Origin of the sequence: Vibrio sp. N418 (assembly GCF_000222565.1) — a bacterium.
GTDB lineage: Bacteria > Pseudomonadota > Gammaproteobacteria > Enterobacterales > Vibrionaceae > Vibrio > Vibrio scophthalmi.
In genome coordinates this window covers 64,470-79,644 of the sequence record NZ_AFWD01000072.1, presented here as the reverse complement: position 1 = coordinate 79,644, position 15,175 = coordinate 64,470, and the positions used below count along the sequence as shown (strand labels likewise).

General features: G+C 44.9%; 11 protein-coding genes. 3 read left to right on the top strand and 8 right to left on the bottom strand.

Annotation, left to right across the window (positions count from 1 at the left end; genetic code table 11):
* Window positions 1-78: 78 nt before the first annotated feature.
* The 6 genes from RH86_RS16300 to hutC form a co-directional block, all read right to left on the bottom strand.
* On the bottom strand, window positions 79-804 hold the full coding sequence (locus RH86_RS16300) for a DUF3581 domain-containing protein (protein ID WP_005597585.1): 726 nt from the start codon (window positions 802-804) through the stop codon (window positions 79-81).
* Window positions 805-968: 164 nt separating this feature from the next.
* The gene (gene hutH, locus RH86_RS16295) at window positions 969-2,501 is read right to left on the bottom strand and encodes a histidine ammonia-lyase (protein ID WP_009387330.1); all 1,533 of its coding nucleotides are present in this window, start codon (window positions 2,499-2,501) and stop codon (window positions 969-971) included.
* A gap of 2 nt (window positions 2,502-2,503) precedes the next feature.
* Entirely contained in the window at window positions 2,504-4,198 is a 1,695-nt protein-coding gene (hutU, locus tag RH86_RS16290; protein WP_009387329.1) for a urocanate hydratase, read from the bottom strand.
* A 20-nt stretch (window positions 4,199-4,218) separates the two neighbouring features.
* A complete protein-coding gene (gene hutG / locus RH86_RS16285; RefSeq protein ID WP_009387328.1) occupies window positions 4,219-5,217 on the bottom strand; it encodes a formimidoylglutamase in 999 nt (332 codons plus the stop codon).
* Window positions 5,210-6,481 carry an imidazolonepropionase gene (hutI, locus tag RH86_RS16280; RefSeq protein ID WP_009387327.1) on the bottom strand — a complete coding sequence of 424 codons (1,272 nt, stop codon included), beginning with the start codon at window positions 6,479-6,481 and terminating at the stop codon, window positions 5,210-5,212. The genes hutG and hutI overlap by 8 nt, the downstream gene beginning before the upstream one ends.
* Window positions 6,482-6,583: 102 nt before the next feature.
* The gene (hutC, locus tag RH86_RS16275; RefSeq protein ID WP_009387326.1) at window positions 6,584-7,297 is read right to left on the bottom strand and encodes a histidine utilization repressor; all 714 of its coding nucleotides are present in this window, start codon (window positions 7,295-7,297) and stop codon (window positions 6,584-6,586) included.
* Between the two features lie 233 nt (window positions 7,298-7,530).
* On the opposite strand from hutC, the gene RH86_RS16270 reads away from it, so the two are divergent.
* A complete protein-coding gene (locus RH86_RS16270; RefSeq protein WP_009387325.1) occupies window positions 7,531-8,274 on the top strand; it encodes a sporulation protein in 744 nt (247 codons plus the stop codon).
* Window positions 8,275-8,284: 10 nt separating this feature from the next.
* Here RH86_RS16270 and RH86_RS16265 read toward each other — a convergent pair whose 3' ends face one another.
* Both RH86_RS16265 and RH86_RS16260 read right to left on the bottom strand, forming a co-directional pair.
* Window positions 8,285-9,259, bottom strand: a complete 975-nt coding sequence (locus tag RH86_RS16265) for a DUF3187 family protein (protein WP_009387324.1) — start codon at window positions 9,257-9,259, stop codon at window positions 8,285-8,287.
* A gap of 133 nt (window positions 9,260-9,392) precedes the next feature.
* Window positions 9,393-10,169 (bottom strand): RelA/SpoT domain-containing protein, encoded by a 777-nt coding sequence (locus RH86_RS16260; protein ID WP_009387323.1) that lies wholly within the window; start codon window positions 10,167-10,169, stop codon window positions 9,393-9,395.
* A 381-nt stretch (window positions 10,170-10,550) separates the two neighbouring features.
* Here RH86_RS16260 and RH86_RS16255 point away from each other — a divergent pair, with 381 nt between their 5' ends.
* Together RH86_RS16255 and RH86_RS16250 are read left to right on the top strand one after the other, a co-directional pair.
* A complete protein-coding gene (locus RH86_RS16255; protein ID WP_009387322.1) occupies window positions 10,551-12,071 on the top strand; it encodes a recombinase family protein in 1,521 nt (506 codons plus the stop codon).
* A 1,228-nt stretch (window positions 12,072-13,299) separates the two neighbouring features.
* A complete protein-coding gene (locus RH86_RS16250; RefSeq protein ID WP_009387321.1) occupies window positions 13,300-14,874 on the top strand; it encodes a hypothetical protein in 1,575 nt (524 codons plus the stop codon).
* The last annotated feature ends 301 nt before the right edge of the window (window positions 14,875-15,175 follow it).

Below are 15,175 nucleotides of genomic sequence, written 5' to 3'. Positions count from 1 at the left end.
AAAGAGAAGAGAAGAGAAGAGAAACGGAGCGGCAACGAAAAAGCCCTCGCGATTAGGCGAGGGCTTGGGAATTGCGAATTAAGCGGCTTGAGAGAATTCTGCTAGAAAACGATCTTTACGTTCGTTAAAACGATTAACTAAATCATCAATGTCTTCTTGGGTGTAGGGCTTTAGACCGCTGGCAACCATGCGCTTAACGCCTTTACCGACCACTTCATCGTCTTGTTTGAAGTCGAAGTTAAGCGTGACGACACCACGTTTACCTTGTACATCGAAGGTGGCACCAGAGAAGATGACTTCAGGTGCTGAAATATCGAGGCGAGTGAATTCTACTTCCATGCTTTCATAGATAACCAAAGGACGTTGGCAGTTGATCATCATCTGCTTCTCTTCCATCAATGGGACCATGATATGCGGAAAGTTCATGCCCGAAAACTGCACGTAATTTCTAACGACATGTTCAATGAACGTTGCATCGTGGTTGACTTCGCCTTCACGCGACATACGTAAGTATTCTTTACCGTTGGCATCAATTACAGCCGCTTCTTTGCTGCATTTATGTTCGACATGCAGCGCTACGCCATCATTCACCATGCCGGCAAAATCGAAACGCATTTTTTGGCTTACACCTTCTTTGCTTAATAAAACAGCAAACAATAAGTCACCCGGTACACAGAAGCGCTTGTTGTCTTCATCGTGCAGTGGGTTGAAGTCGCCCGCTACTTTTTTAGCAAAATGACTTGCTTGTAAACGAGTGAATTGAAATTGATGATCTTGTGAAGAAAAGTACGGTGTTAGAGACATATCTTACGCTTAGTAACCAAAACTGGGAGGGATTATATATGAGTAATCTCTTTGACTGGTCAATCCAGTCAGCTATTTGGCGATATAATGCCAATCAACCAGTTTGATCAATGAGTTATGTTTAATAGGTGTAATGAGGCTTGTGCTCGCACAAGCCCTAGTAATCAATGGCTAGGCAGCGTGCCATTGGGGATTAAATCATGATGAATGGCTTGTTTTAATAAGCGATTAGCGCGTTCAATGTCCGTTGCAAAATAGCGGTCTTTATCATAAAAGGCGACTTGTTCGCGTAGGCGGCGCTTGGCTTCTTCGATTCTTGGAGAGGATTTCAGCGGGGCTCTAAAGTCTAGCCCTTGTGCGGCCGCAAGATATTCCACGGCTAAAATGCCGCGGGTGTTTTCGGCCATATCACGCAAACGTCGGCCGGCGAATGTGGCCATCGATACGTGATCTTCTTGGTTAGCCGAAGTTGGTAAGCTATCAATCGAGGCGGGGTGAGCTAGAGCTTTATTTTCACTGGCTAATGCCGCGGCAGTGACTTGGGCAATCATAAAGCCAGAATTAACCCCGCCATTATCGACCAAAAACGGTGGTAACTTACTTAATGCACTGTCAATAAGTAGAGCCATGCGTCTTTCTGACAAGCTGCCGATTTCGGCAATCGCCAGCGCAAGGTTGTCCGCCGCCATCGCGACAGGTTCTGCATGAAAATTACCGCCTGAAATAATGTCACCATCATCGGCAAAAACCAGTGGGTTATCTGAAACTGAATTGGCTTCCACTTGTAGAGTCTCAGCGGCATGGCGAATTTGTTGCAGGCACGCACCCATCACTTGGGGTTGGCAGCGTAAAGAGTAGGGATCTTGAACCTTTTCACATTGGTTGTGCGATGTACCGATATCACTGTGGTTATCGAGTAAGTATCGATAAGCGGCGGCGGCATCCATTTGGGTGCGATGGCCACGAACACGATGAATGCGAGGATCAAACGGTTTTCGGCTACCAAGCGCGGCCTCAACCGACATTGCACCGCAGACGGTTGCTGAGGCAAACAGATCTTCTGCAGCGAATAGTCCCTCTAACGCGAAGGCTGTCGATGCTTGGGTGCCATTCAATAACGCCAAACCTTCTTTGGGGGCGAGTGTAATCGGTTGTAAACCCGCAATATTGAGCGCTTCAGCGCCCGAGATAATTTTGCCATTGTGACGAGCTTGTCCTTCGCCCAATAATATGGTGCTCATATGGGCGAGTGGAGCAAGGTCCCCCGACGCGCCGACTGAGCCTTTTTGCGGCACGCAAGGGTAAACTTGAGTGTTAACTAATTCGATTAGAGCTTGAATCACCGATAAGCGAATACCGGAATAGCCCCGTGCGAGACTGTTTATTTTAAGCACCATCATCAAACGTACGGTTTCATCGGCCATCAATTGTCCAATACCGGCGGCGTGAGACAAGACAATGCTTTTTTGCAGAATTTCCAGATCTTGTGGTTCGATTCGCGTATTTGCTAGCAGGCCAAATCCGGTATTGATCCCATACACGGTGCGTCCTTGCGCAATAACTTGTTCTACGACTTGGGTGCTTTGTTCAATATCGGTAAAGCTGGCGCTATCAAGGCTTAAATTGACGGGGCTACGGCTGATTTGGCGTAGTTGGGATAAGCTTAAATGACCAGGATTAAGAACCAAGTTTAACATCACTATTCTCCTAGCTCGTGTGAGGAATGATTCATCATGGGTAAGTCCAACTGTTGCTCGGCGGCGCATTGTTTGGCGATATCATACCCAGCGTCAGCATGGCGCATGACGCCCGTTGCGGGATCATTGTGGAGCACACGAGCAATGCGGCGAGCTGCATCGTCACTGCCATCACAACAAATCACCATTCCAGAGTGTTGCGAGAAGCCCATACCCACACCACCACCATGATGCAGAGAAACCCAAGTTGCCCCGCTAGCGGTATTGAGTAGTGCATTTAACAGTGGCCAATCGGATACCGCATCAGAACCGTCAAGCATTGATTCTGTTTCTCGATTGGGGCTGGCGACGGAGCCCGAATCCAAATGATCTCGACCAATCACAATTGGCGCTTTTAGTTCACCGCTTTTTACCATGGCGTTAAAAGCTTGGCCTAAACGCTCGCGATCTTTAAGGCCAACCCAACATATACGAGCGGGTAGTCCTTGGAATTGAATCCGTTCACGCGCCATATCGAGCCAGTTATGCAAATGAGGATCGTCAGGAATCAGCTGTTTTACTTTTTGGTCAGTCTTATAAATATCCTCAGGGTCACCGGAGAGCGCTGCCCAACGGAAAGGTCCGATACCTTGGCAAAAGAGTGGTCGAATATAAGCAGGGACAAAACCGGGGAAATCAAACGCATTTGCGACTCCTTGTTCGAGAGCCATTTGGCGGATGTTGTTGCCATAATCAAGCGTTGCTGCACCGCGAGACTGCAGTGTCAGCATCGCTTTGACTTGTTCTGCCATCGACGCTTTAGCAGCGCTCACCACTTTTTCCTCATCTTGCAAACGCATTTTAGCTGCGTATTCCATGCTCCAACCTTGCGGTAAATAGCCGTTAAGTGGATCGTGCGCTGAGGTTTGGTCTGTCACCACATCTGGCGTGATATTGCGCTCAACCAATCGAGCGTAAACATCTGCGGCATTGCCGACTAAGCCGACTGAAATTGGCGCCGTAGCCTGATCAATGATCCTTAGTGCTTCATCGAGCGTGGTGGCTTTCCTATCAACGTAGCCAGTGCGCAGACGATAGTCGATACGAGATTCGTCACATTCAACCGCCAACATCGAAAATCCTGCCATGGTTGCGGCAAGGGGTTGCGCACCGCCCATGCCGCCTAAACCGCCAGTGAGAATCCAACGGCCTTCACTCGTTCCGGCAAAATGTTGTTTTGCAATGGCGACGAAGGTTTCATAAGTGCCTTGTACGATGCCCTGTGAACCGATGTAGATCCAACTTCCCGCCGTCATCTGGCCGTACATCATTAAACCTTGCTTATCGAGTTGATTGAAATGCTGCCAATTGGCCCAATGCGGTACCAGATTTGAGTTGGCGATCAGAACGCGAGGGGCATCTTTATGGGTGGGGAATACGCCAACAGGTTTGCCTGATTGCACCAGCAGGGTTTGGTCTTCTTCGAGTCTCTCTAACACTTCAACGATTTTGTCATAGCAAGCCCAGTTACGAGCCGCGCGACCAATGCCACCATACACCACCAAAGCGTGGGGGTGTTCAGCCACATCAGGATCGAGATTATTCATCAGCATTCTCAACGGGGCTTCAGTCATCCATGAACGAGCACGGAGTTGTGTGCCATGCGGCGCGTGAATGGTTCGTTGAGCATCAAGACGCGTATCGTTACGTTCCAGCATAACAAACTCCTTGTGGTGATCTATTTTTCAGAGAAAGCGTTGGCAATGTCCCAGCATAACCTTGCGGCTAATCGGGCTGTTTGGCTGTCGATATCATAGGTCGGGTTATATTCAGCGATATCTGCAATCACCAACTTATCTTTGTAATGTAAGATGCGATCGAGAAATAGATTAAGTGTGTCTAGACTGATGCCTCGTGCGGCGGGGGCGCTGACGCCGGGTGCAATCGCCGCAGGGAAGACGTCCAAATCGATGGTGAGATAGATAGCATCGCAATTATCGATAAAGTGCTGCAGTTGCGTTAGATGGTAAACATGATTGAGATGCGAGAGATCTTTGTCTTCGACATACCATACATTGAGCGCATCAGCGCGTTGAAACAACGCTTTGGTATTGCAGGCCCGACTCACCCCTAAACAGGCATAATGAAACGGCCACTGTTTTTGCTGACAATAGTTGGCGATTTGCTGAAAAGGGGTGCCAGAACTGGGTTTTATCGCGGCGCTGGTGTGCTCAAAAGTGCGTAAATCGAAATGTGCATCAAAATTGATGATGCCAATTCTGGGGATTTGATTTGGCGTGTTTTTTTCATAGTATCTGGCTAATCCTTGAAATGATGCCCAAGCGACTTCGTGCCCGCCACCTAAGGTGATCACTGGCGTTGTGCTCAGGGCTTTGGCAATAATATCTGCACAGTCAGATTGGGCTTTTTCAAGTAAGTCATCGTCACAGACAACATTGCCTAAATCGATCAGTTTTGTGGGTTGGTGCCAGGCCATATTGCCCAGTGCTCGGCGGATCAAATCAGGAGCTTTTCGCGCGCCAATACGGCCTTTATTACGCGCTACACCTGCATCACAGGCAAATCCTAGTATGCTAACCGCCTTGCTGGTGGCAGGAAGGTCTTTGACCTGCATCGGTTCAATAATTTGATGAATGCGAAGGCCATCAGCGCCATCTTCTTCATCCATTCGGCCTTGCCAATGGAATTCTTGCTGAGTGCTGGGTGGATTAGGCATAGCTTATCGCTCCCTTGACTAATCGTGCGTACAAACGTGGTACGCCTTGCAAATAACTGAACTCGGCAGGATGCTCGACATCCCAAATAGCAAGATCGGCGTCAAACCCAACTTGGATCTGTCCGCGAGTCTGACTAACACCAAGCGCTTGTGCGGCGTGCTGTGTGACACCACGTAGCGCTTCTTCTGGTGTTAAACCAAAAAGAGTACAACCCATATTCATCATCATAGTTAAATCTGCGAAAGGTGAGGTGCCGGGGTTTAAATCGGTGGCCAGAGCAATCGGAATGTTATATTGACGCAGTAGCGCCACGGGTGGTTTTTGATTCTCACTGAGGAAGTAGAACGCGCCGGGTAATAGCGTGGCGACTGTCCCTGCTTGAGCTAGCGCTTGCACGCCGGTTTCATCGAGATATTCCAAATGATCGACTGACAAGCCATTGAACTTGGCGGTTAAGGCACTTCCTCCAAGATTGGACAGTTGCTCAGTATGGCCTTTGATGCCCAATTGATACTGGGATGCCGCCAAAAAAATACGTTCCGTTTGCGCTAAATTGAAGCCTATCGATTCGCAGAATACATCGACGCTGGTGGCGAGCCCTAATTCGGCGACCGTGGGGATCATTTCCTCACAAATCAGATCGACGTATCGTTCCGGTTGATGCTTAAACTCGATTGGTACGGTGTGGGCGGCTAATAACGTGGTGGAGATTCGAATTGCACGATGGTCTTGTAATTGTTTCGCCGCACGTAACATCTTTAGTTCATCGTTGAGTGTTAATCCATAGCCGGATTTCACCTCAACTGTGGTCACGCCGCGACTAATCAAGCCATCTAAACGGGGTAATGCCAAATCAACTAATTGTTGCTCGCTGGCTTGGCGAGTGGCGGCAACGGTGGAGAGGATGCCGCCACCTTGCTCGGCGATTTTTTGATACGCCATGCCTTGCAAGCGCATTTCAAATTCATCCGCGCGATTACCAGCGTAAATCAAATGGGTGTGACAATCGATAAAGCCGGGAGTGAGCAGTCTGTTTTGGCAATCAATGTATTGTGTTACGTTTGCTGAGAGAGGCTGAGAGGTGAGTGCGGCGATTTTACCGTCGCGTAGATACAAATAAGCGTTAGAATTTATGGCGTAACCGTCTTTGCCGGGCTGCATAGAAACGATGCGCGCATTGAGGAATGCGACATCAAATTCGGTGGTTTTTGATGCCGATGTGATAGCCCTGTTTCGCGGTTGCCTATTCTTTTGCTTATCCATAACAAACCATAGATTGTAATGTATATACAAATAATGGTTTTGAACGGGTTATTGATCAAGTTGTGCTTGGTTAAATTGTGATCAAATACAAGCAGGAAGCGACTAAATCAAGTTAATTGTTGAGCTTAATTTGTAGCGAAATGCGGGGTGATATAACAGAGCGCTGCTAACGAGTTGTTGCCCACTCCAAGTACGGCGATGGAGCAATAAGCAGGGTTCATGGTGTGCCATTTTTAGCTGTTCTAATATTTTTGAGTTAGCAATAATCGCTTCAACACTGTGTTCGATAGAGCTTAATGGGCATGATTTAAAAAGATACTCCGTCGGAGTGAATTGCTTGAAGTCTTGTTGCAAGTATTCAGGGGCGCACAGTGGGTTAACCCAACGCTTTTCGAGTTGGATTGGCTGATTATCCGCAAGGTGGAGGATCTCGCTGTAATAGACGTTCGCGCCTAGTTTCATGCCCAGTTTGGTGGCTGTCGCTTCATCGGCCACAAGTTGTTTTTGCTGCAATATCTTATTGCTGTAGTGCTTGCCTCGAGCGATGATTTCATCGGCGATGTTACGAATGTCCGCCAAAGGGGATTCGGATTTTTCAGCGGGTTGACAGACGAAAGTGCCCAAACGAGGGGTACGCTCTAAGCGACCTTCGTTGACTAAATCACGAATGGCTTTGTTGACGGTCATCCGACTGACGTTAAATTGCTCAGTGAGCTCAAGTTCCGTTGTAATACGATCGCCAATTGCCCAGTGACCGGAGTCAATTTGCTCGACAATGTAGGATTTAATTTGTTGATATAGCGGGCGTTGAGACATAGTAGATTCATTAATAAATTGACTATACAAATGTAGTGCTCGCAACTAGACAAATGCAAGTGTTGGCTGGAAATTAGCCAAACGAATGAGACAAGGCTCAATCTAATGGTAAAGCACTTGCTTGGCTCCAACTGGATATGAGATACCCATTAATGAAAAACAGTCGTGATAAAAACAATCAATAAAGTCTCAAAGCAAAGTTTATTAAAGCAAAGTTTAGTAAAGGAAAGTCCATGTTTGGAAAGTTAAAAGCCTCTTTAGGCATTGGTGCCGCCAAAGTCGATACTGTTTTAGACAGTACGTTTGTCTATCAGGGTGACCTGCTAAAGGGGACGGTACATATTCAAGGCGGTGAGGTTGATCAGCACATTGATGCCATCAGCCTAAAATTATGCACAGAAGTTAAAGTGGAATCCGACGACGGAGTTAGTTATCAGGCGTTTTTGTTGGGCCAGTTGCAAGCAGTGCAGCCTTTCGTTATCGGTGCGAACCAACATAAGCAAGTGCCTTTTGAATTGAAACTGGATGACGAAACGCCAATCACCGCTTTGAATGCACGTAAGAATCAGTGTCATGTATGGCTTGAAACAACGTTGGATATCGATTTCGCAATTGACCCTAAAGATCGTGACTTTGTCGAAGTAAGACCGCTGGCTGTGGTCTCAAAAGTGATTGCGGCTATCGAGCAAGGCGGATTTTCAATGGTTAAAGCGGATGTTGAAAAAGGCTTTTTGCGTGGACAAAACTTCAGTTCTAAATCAGGTTGTTATCAAGAAATTGAATTTAGCAACAACGCCTTTATCAATAAAAAAGAGATCGAGTTGTCGTTTATCTTGGAAGGAAGTTGCGTGCATTGTTTAGCAGAAGTGGATCGTTCACTTGGCATGCGTGGTGATCAATATCTTTCATTTAGCTTGGCAAAAACGGCATCAGATGATGAGGTGAGATCCGCAGTGGCGCGTGTTCTCGCGATCTAGCAAACAACGTTCAATGATGCGTGTTAAAACGGTACCGATAAGCGAGCGTAAAGGCGACGTCGGTACTGTTGTCCGCATTAATACCATTCTCAATAACCGAAAATTCGATTGCTGAGTTGCGCATTTGGTAACGATAGCCGAGGGTAAATTCCGTCGCGATGTCGGCAAAGCTGCCATCGTCATCTGCGATGCCCTCGTACACCGAAACTTGCGCGACCAGAAAATGATGATCGAACCATTGATAACGGTAACTCATGCCCATGCTCCAATTGTTAGAGCGATAGGGCATATGGGTAAAGTTGGTTGGCGCATCACGAAAAGTTTGACTCAACGTGGTGTCAAAACCATGTTTGCCACGGCGATAACCATAGTTAACTTGAATGGCTTGCTCCCAATCACTATGGGCAAAGATCGCCTGCCCGATATCGCTGTAATAGAGACTTGCTCCGAGAGAAACTCCGTGATGTTGGCTTTGATAAAGTTGATATTGTAAATAACCGAATAGGCCTTGGCTGAGCACTTCGCCACGAAAGTCTCGTTGTTCAATTTGATACTCAGGCATATCGATTACGAAGCGATGTTTAGCAACCTCATCCCGACCGTTTTGATCAATCGAAAACCAATCATGAAAATCCATGATAAAAGAGTCTAAATGATTATTGGCCGCGTAATTCCAGCGATAACCTAACTCTGCTTGCCATAGCGGTGAAAGCTGCCATTTCCCTCCAAGCTGGAGCTGGTTTTGGTAGTAGTCGAGTTGGTATTTGTCATTATTTGCCCAAATGCTAGCGAGGGCGAATGAGCCATGAAGTTCGACCTCTTGCTGAGGCAGCGAAAAGCCAGAGCGTAATTGCGGCGCTAATCCATTGGTGATCAACGGGGATTGTGCATACGTCTGCAATGGGCCGTAATCAACATCAATATCTTGTTGAGCATGGCTGCATGCCGGTCCAATCGCTAACACGATGAAGTAAATCGATTTCACTCCAACCTCACACTTATTCTTATTGTTCTTGATAAAACTATAGTTTAAGAATGTGTATGCAGTGAAATCGATAGAAATAAAAACAGGCTGTTAAGACAGCCTGTTTAGAAGGAAGAGAATACTTAATGGCTGATTAAGCAGCGCTTAAGCGTGTGGTTATATAGGGTTGCCAAGCATCTTGATAGAGCTGGCGAGATTGGCGACGCATATTGTCAATTTGTGCAGTTTCAAATTGGCTAAGTGCACGCTGTTGATTGTCAGCATTTCGCTCAATACGTTGGATTTGTTCATACAGTTTATGTTCAGGACCTGATTTCACATCGGCGATGGCTTTGAGGTGGAGCTGAACTTCAGCAACTAAGTTGGTTTTTGGCAACTGAACTAATACATTCAGATCGCGGTAGCCTGATGCTGCTGGTTGTTTAAAGCGGTTTTTCACACGTACAATCGTTGTTTCACGATCCAGAACTTCAAAGACTTCCATTAGGCTAGCCACATCATCAGCAACGATGGTTGCGCGGGCTAAATCGGTAATACGGTTTACTTGGCCATCTAACTCTAAAGCGACTTTTTCTTTTGCTCGTTGAGATGATTTAACACCAGCAAAATAGGCTTCGGTGTTGGTTAATAGGGCAGTACTTTTACAGATGGTTTCAAGTTCGAATTGTGCCTGATGTGCTTTGCTATAGAGCACATCAAAGTCACTGTAGGGTTGAGTTGGAGTTTGGTTAGTCGATTTGATGCCGTACAAGCCACTTAAATTGTGCTTGAAGGCTTTCGAACAGACTTGATTTTGATTCGCGCTGCGACTGCCGTCATTACTTGGCGCCGCCACTGGAATCGCGGCAAAAGCTGGGGCGCGGCTTAGCATCAATAGCATCAGTGCCGTCGTGCGCAGGAATAAGCTCATTCACTCTCCTCAGAATTGTCGTTACTTAGAAAAAAGGGCAACTAAAGGCATAGCTACTAAGTAAAACAGTCTGTATATCCAAGTTCATCAACTTGGTATATACCCTTTATGGGGGCAAGTGTTTGGAACTCAATCTTAACAGATTGTTGTCGTTCAAAAGTTTTAACTTGCTCTCATTTCTGTGTAATTTGAGTCGCTTAACCTTAGTTAGTTCAGCCAAAGAATGTAACTAAGTATATCGACTCTAGATGAACAGAATCTGAAGGGAATGTTTAAATTTGGTCAGCTTTTGGTTAGGCTTAGCGCTTAAAAGTCAGCTGAGAAAAATTATAATGAACGATCCAGAGTTTTGGCAGTGTAAATCACAGTAAGGCATAAATTATGAAATGCGTAATCTATCGACGCGTATCAAGTGACGAGCAAACGAAAGGCTACGGACTGGATCGACAGCTAGAACTGGCTGAACTCTTAGCTAATGAGCAAGATTTATCCATTCAACAAATCTATACGGATAAAGGCAAATCAGCTAGTAAGGGCGAACATACCGCAAAGGGTGGACAGTTACGACAACTGTATGATGACATTGAAAGCGGTGTGATCCATAGCGGTACGATACTAATCACGGAAGATCTAGATCGCCTATCACGTCAAATCGCCTCTATTGCAATGGGGGAACTGACAACGAACCTTATCAACAAAGGGATCGAGGTCTGGACATTTCTAGATGGTTTGCAGAAGTACACCCAAACGGCAACATTTACCCTAATGCTTGCGCTGGTTAAGCAAGAAACCGCATATATCGAAAGTGCTAAGAAGAAAGAACGCGGTTTAGCCAGTCACGCAAACAAACGCGCAATGCTTCAAAATGGGGAAGCACCCAAAATACGTAGACCGTTCTGGATTGATCTTGTTAAGGACGAATACGTACTGAACGAGCAAGGCGCACTAGTTAAAACTATCTTTGAACTGTCATTGCAAGGCAATGGACGCATCAACATTGCTAAGCAACTGAACGAACAAGGGATCAAGCCTATCGGATGGAAGCACGACAGTAAACGAAAGAACGAATGGGACAGTAACAAAGTATCTAATATTCTACGTAGTGTATCAGTTATGGGGGACTGGCATTCCCCAAAGCACGATCAAACATTCAAAGATGTATTCCCGCAAGTTATATCCCGCAATGATTTTCATAAGGTTCAATCACTAGCACGTAAGAATCCACGCAAGCTGAGCAAACACAAAATAAGCATATTTCAAGGCTTGTTAGATTGCCCGTATTGCGGTGCTGTTTATTCACGTAGGTCGGTTGTTAAAACAGATAAAACCTATTACTCCTATAAATGTAGTAACTCGCAACAGTGCGCCGCAAGCAAGCAAGTTAGTGAATCAGTATTGGATGTGTTCGTATTGAAGTACTTAGGTGATCTTGATTGGTCATTTATGGATAAGGACGACAACACGGAGCTAAACGCTGAACTATTAGAACTACAGCACGAACGAAAGATACTTAATGAATCGATCAAGAAGCGTTCCAGTTCAGCAAAGTTAGATAGATTGGATGATGTGGAGATACGTATCGAAGCGATTCAATCGCAGTTAGATAGAGCTAGTGTTTCAGTCGATACTGAGTTCGACCACGAAAGAATAATCAACGGGGATGAACAAACACGAGTTAGAGCGCAACAGGCTCTAAAGCTATTGATTGAGCGAATACAGGTTTATAGCGTTGGTGTGTTACCTAACGAACTAGCCGACACATTACCTGATAAGTTCAAATTGATGCGTAAGCATGGTGCGAAACAGGCGCATGTGTTGATCCACTTCAACAGTGGAGAGATTCGTCAAGTTGGTTTGTGTTCTGATTACGTAGCAAGTAATAGAGGTCTACTGGTTGAATAAGTAGATTGGTAAATTAGGTACATTATTAAATTTACCATTTTAATGATGTTCAGGGGAAATGAATCCCCTGAACGTGTTCTATTAGTCACAGAACACTAGATGTAGGATGAAGTTGCAAATAATGCGAAAAACTTCTCTACCTACGGGAAACTTGCGATTACCCATAATATAACCTTACCTTGATGACTCAAGGATTAGTAAAAAATGCTTATACTATGGTTATGATCTTTGCTACAGTAACAGTGCCAACCGATACTAATGCAAGGATATAACCCTAGCGTTTGTTATCACGACCCTAATCATTACTAACAGGTAGTGATTGGGGTTTTCTTTTATGTATTCATACATTTTCCTTCTCTTTACTATATTAACTAAACACTACATATAGTGTGTATTTTTAATATGTAATCCATGATATGCGATTTTGCTCAGCTTGCAACTGTTGTAATGTGTGTTTCATATGGTTAACTCACTTAACCCAAAAAGTTGTAAGTGAACGCTATAGAGTGACTAAAAAACCACCGCAGCCAGCGAATAAATCAATATTAACACCATTCATTAGGAATAGCCCAGACACAGATCCAAGTGGGCGTGGCTTTTTGATAAGCCAACCGTTATTGCACACAAAAAAGCCAGTGTGGATAACTACATTAATGGTTAATTATTAACCACTCCCTTTGTGTGTCAATAGATTAGCGACTTAATAGACTGTTTTCAAGTTGAAGATTTTGGATAAGCTGTGGATAACTATTGAGGCTACATTTATTCGTAAGTGACTACTATCCTTGCAACAAGGAAGAATAGATGAGAATCAGAAACAAGTATTTTAATAACGTTTTGTTCTTAACCACCTGAAAATTAATTATATTGATTTTTCTTAAAAAGTAAGTTTGATATTTTCGAGTAGAACACATCAATTGAAGGTGAGTTTTCTTACTTCCTAAAAATTGCCGCTCTTCCTGTTGTTTTCCTGTTGTTTCTTCCGTGTTTCTTCTGTTGGTTCAATGAACCTTTCGTGGCATTTCTATATTTCGTGACTAAGTATCAGTGATTTTAGGTGGCTTCAAATTTCTTCAATGAAATTAGTAGGTTACTGCTCATTTTTGATTTTCCCTAGAAAGTCCAGATCTCAGCCCTATTTTAGTTATTGAGAAAGCCAAAATGTTAAAATAAAGGGAGAAGTTTTCCCCTCCCAATATAAATACTTAACCATAAAAAAGGAGCTAATATGAACAGTTGGGACAAGATCAAGGCGAAGCACATAAACGAGATTGAGCAACGCGACATAACACGACACGACACGGTATACACGCGCAAGGCTGAGGAGATAATCAAGCAGTGCAAAACTAATCAGGCGGTGCTATACGTGGCTAACGCTGGCGATGGTAAATCGAGAGTTGCGGGAGAGATACCGAACGAGGTTAACAAACTGCAAATCATGCAAAGTAATAAGCGTTGCGTATTCTGCACTAATACCCGTCACAATCGGGATGAGTTCGCGAAGAATAACCCAATGTTTGTCGTGGTGAAAGGTGCTGCGGAAGTTATTGGAGAATGTACCAGTAAGGCCATCGAACAGGCGTACAACGAAGAGTACAAAGCACGGCTGGCGCTGCACGAGAGCAAGCCGGAACAGTACGGAATGCCAAAGCGCAAAGAGATCCTAAAGCATTTGATGGATATTGGTTATATTACATTCACCGAAATGACCAAAATAAACGACGCATCGCATGTGAACAACAAGAAGATAGAGGAGCCTTATGTTTGCATGACTTCCGCAAAGCTACGTGTTGGCGACATTATCAAGCGTTATTCAGGTCGATACATAATGATTGATGAATCAACAATCAATACGGTTTTATCAGTAGCGGGAAAGGTTGAAACCTACAGTAATTGCGTTACTAACGTTGAAGTTGATGAACATATAGAGCGTTTTATCAATAACGTAAATGATATGACCAAGAACGATCCATATACTAACGTGATTCTATTCAGCGCGGAGAAGTCGCTCAAGGAGGCTTTTATCAGTAAGAACATGCCAGTTGTTGATAGTGTGGACGTTGGCGAACCAGTACTGATAAAAGATCCTAACTTGCATGTTTTAGTATTGAAAGACACAAGCGAGGATTTCAGCGAGAAGATAGCGAAGACTAGTAAGCAGTTAGGTTATCAGGTGATTGCTGATGGTATCGAATCGAGAGATTATAGTTTTGAAGCGGCGAAAGGTAGCAACGAGCTAATGCAGGTTGACCTAGTAACGATTCTAAGACACCCGCACCCTACAGCATTCGCGCCCTACATGACAGCGTTGGATATTGGTCAAGACGACGCGTTGCGCATGTACTCAAGTGACGCGGCAAACCAAGCCATAGGACGCAATACGGGCTATCGAAGCAAGGGCGGTAAGCACGTTTTAGTATTGAATAGGGATATGTACGACAAAGGACTTATTGAACTTGATACGGTCGGGGAAGTACATATCTGCACAAGACGCGAGCAGGTGGACGCATTACCGGACGGGTTTCTTAAAGACCTGTGCGGCGAGTTGTACAACGGCAATGATATGATTGTAAGTCGTTCGGCGCTTGCTGTGATTACTGACGTAATGAGCGCGGGTATTGGTTTGAATCAGAAAGGGACTGTAATTCGTGAACTAGCCAAGGCGCATCTATTGGAACAGGGAGCGACTGATAACCGAATTAGAAAAGAGGGACTAGTCAAAGCGGTTATTGATAGATGTATATACTTAGGAATGAAAGAAGTAATTATAAAGAAAGTCAAATATTACTCATATCAGATATAGCCAAATCGAGGGGAAAAACTCCCCTCGTCCTTAATATATATTAAGATGGAGGGGAGAAATTCCCCGACCTAAAAACCCATAAATCCGCCTCACTCGTTACTCCTCGTTACTCCCCGTTACCCCCTGTTCTAGCTCGTTCCTATGCGTACCCGATACAATAATCCCCGATCCCCGATCCGGCTAAATATATAAAATAACTAGGAGCACACATGAGCATCAAAGAACAACTAGATTTCTATTGGAATAACAATCGCTTTCCAACTCACGCGGAACAACTGGCGCATTACATGAAAACCAAGTA

Bases quoted from the DNA above. Each gene is read 5' to 3' on its own strand.
- hutH (WP_009387330.1), bottom strand. From the start codon at position 2,501: ATGTTAAACTTGGTTCTTAATCCTGGTCATTTAAGCTTATCCCAACTA.
- hutU (WP_009387329.1), bottom strand. From the start codon at position 4,198: ATGCTGGAACGTAACGATACGCGTCTTGATGCTCAACGAACCATTCAC.
- hutC (WP_009387326.1), bottom strand. From the start codon at position 7,297: ATGTCTCAACGCCCGCTATATCAACAAATTAAATCCTACATTGTCGAG.
- RH86_RS16255 (WP_009387322.1), top strand. From the start codon at position 10,551: ATGAAATGCGTAATCTATCGACGCGTATCAAGTGACGAGCAAACGAAA.
- hutI (WP_009387327.1), bottom strand. From the start codon at position 6,481: ATGGATAAGCAAAAGAATAGGCAACCGCGAAACAGGGCTATCACATCG.
- RH86_RS16260 (WP_009387323.1), bottom strand. From the start codon at position 10,169: ATGAGCTTATTCCTGCGCACGACGGCACTGATGCTATTGATGCTAAGC.
- RH86_RS16250 (WP_009387321.1), top strand. From the start codon at position 13,300: ATGAACAGTTGGGACAAGATCAAGGCGAAGCACATAAACGAGATTGAG.
- RH86_RS16270 (WP_009387325.1), top strand. From the start codon at position 7,531: ATGTTTGGAAAGTTAAAAGCCTCTTTAGGCATTGGTGCCGCCAAAGTC.
- hutG (WP_009387328.1), bottom strand. From the start codon at position 5,217: ATGCCTAATCCACCCAGCACTCAGCAAGAATTCCATTGGCAAGGCCGA.
- RH86_RS16300 (WP_005597585.1), bottom strand. From the start codon at position 804: ATGTCTCTAACACCGTACTTTTCTTCACAAGATCATCAATTTCAATTC.